The organism is Nonomuraea recticatena (genome assembly GCF_039533245.1).
Lineage (GTDB): Bacteria > Actinomycetota > Actinomycetes > Streptosporangiales > Streptosporangiaceae > Nonomuraea > Nonomuraea roseola.
On sequence record NZ_BAAATE010000099.1, the window covers coordinates 1 to 1,326 of the forward strand.

Annotated in this window: 1 protein-coding gene; it reads left to right on the plus strand. The window is 68.5% G+C overall.

Translation table 11 applies throughout. The features are described 5' to 3' along the window. Positions 1–216: 216 nt before the first annotated feature. Positions 217–822, plus strand: a complete 606-nt coding sequence (locus ABFX50_RS50455) for a DUF1707 SHOCT-like domain-containing protein (protein ID WP_346158405.1) — start codon at positions 217–219, stop codon at positions 820–822. Positions 823–1,326 lie beyond the last annotated feature (504 nt).

Sequence of the window (1,326 nt, forward strand, 5' to 3'; positions counted from 1 at the left end):
CCATCGTCAACGCCGTCCGCGACCTGTTCACCCAGCAGCCGGTGGGCACCGACATCTGGATCGCCCTCGGCTGGTGCGTCGGCATCCTCATCGTCGCGTACCTCTTCGCCATGAACACCTACCGCCGCAAGATCGCCTAGGTAACTGTCTCCCTTGACCGATCAGCCCAACAATTTCGGTGGCGCGGTGCCGCCACCTCGCCACGGAGGAAACCGGATGCCGGCAGATCCGCCCAGCTCACCCGCGCTGCGCGCGTCCGACACGGACCGCGACCTGGTCATCGAACAGCTGCGCGCCGCCGTCGCCGACGGCCGGCTCGACCCGGTCGAGTTCGACGAGCGGCTGGACGCGGCGCTGACCGCCCGCACCATCGACGCGCTGGCCCCGCTCATCACCGACCTGATCGCGGTGCGAGGCGGCGACGGCACACTCACGCTGCCGTTCGCCGGGACACCGGCCGAGCCGGCCGCCGAACTGCTCACCATCCATGAGCGTCACGGCTCGGTGCGCCGTGAGGGCCGGTGGACGCTGCCGCACCGGCTGGCGCTGCGCACCGCGTGGTGCGACGTGATGCTGGACCTGACGAGCGCGGTGCGCAGCGCCCCCGAACTGGTCATCGAGCTACAGGTGCGCGGCGGCACCGTGGAGCTGGTCCTCGCACCGGGCATGGTGGTGGACGCCAACGAGCTGTCGGTGCGGCACAGCAGTCTGGGAATCAGCAGGGACGCAGGCGACCACACACCAGAGACACTGCACGTCCGCCTGGTAGGCCGCATGCGACACGGCCGGCTCGACACCCGATGGCAGGAGCCGCGCCGATGACACGTCAGGGCCCGGATCCCGCGGTATCCGGGCCCTGACATCTCACGCGTGGTGCGGGCGCGCCGCCGTGCTACGGCCTGTCGCCAACGACGGCACCGCCGCTGACGAACAGTTCCTGCTCATCCCCTGGACACCGGGTAATCGGGGCCAGCGGAGGCGGCCGCCGACGCGACAGCTTCAGTACGCCACGACTTCGGTGATGCACCACGACCTGGCCGCCGTCCGGTCGTGAGGCTCCAACTAAACGGGCCTCCCCGAATAGCGGCACGCAGGCCTTGGAGTGTCAGGCATGGACGGATCACCAGGCGCAAGCTGCGGAGTCTCAGGCCTGGACGAATCACCAGACGCAAGCTTTGGAGAGTCAGGCATGGACGAATCACCAGACGCAGGCCTTGGAGTGTCAGGCCTGGACGGATCACCAGGCGCAAGCTGCGGAGTCTCAGGCCTGGACGAATCACCAGACGCAAGCTTTGGAGAGTCAGGCATGGACGAATCACCAGACGC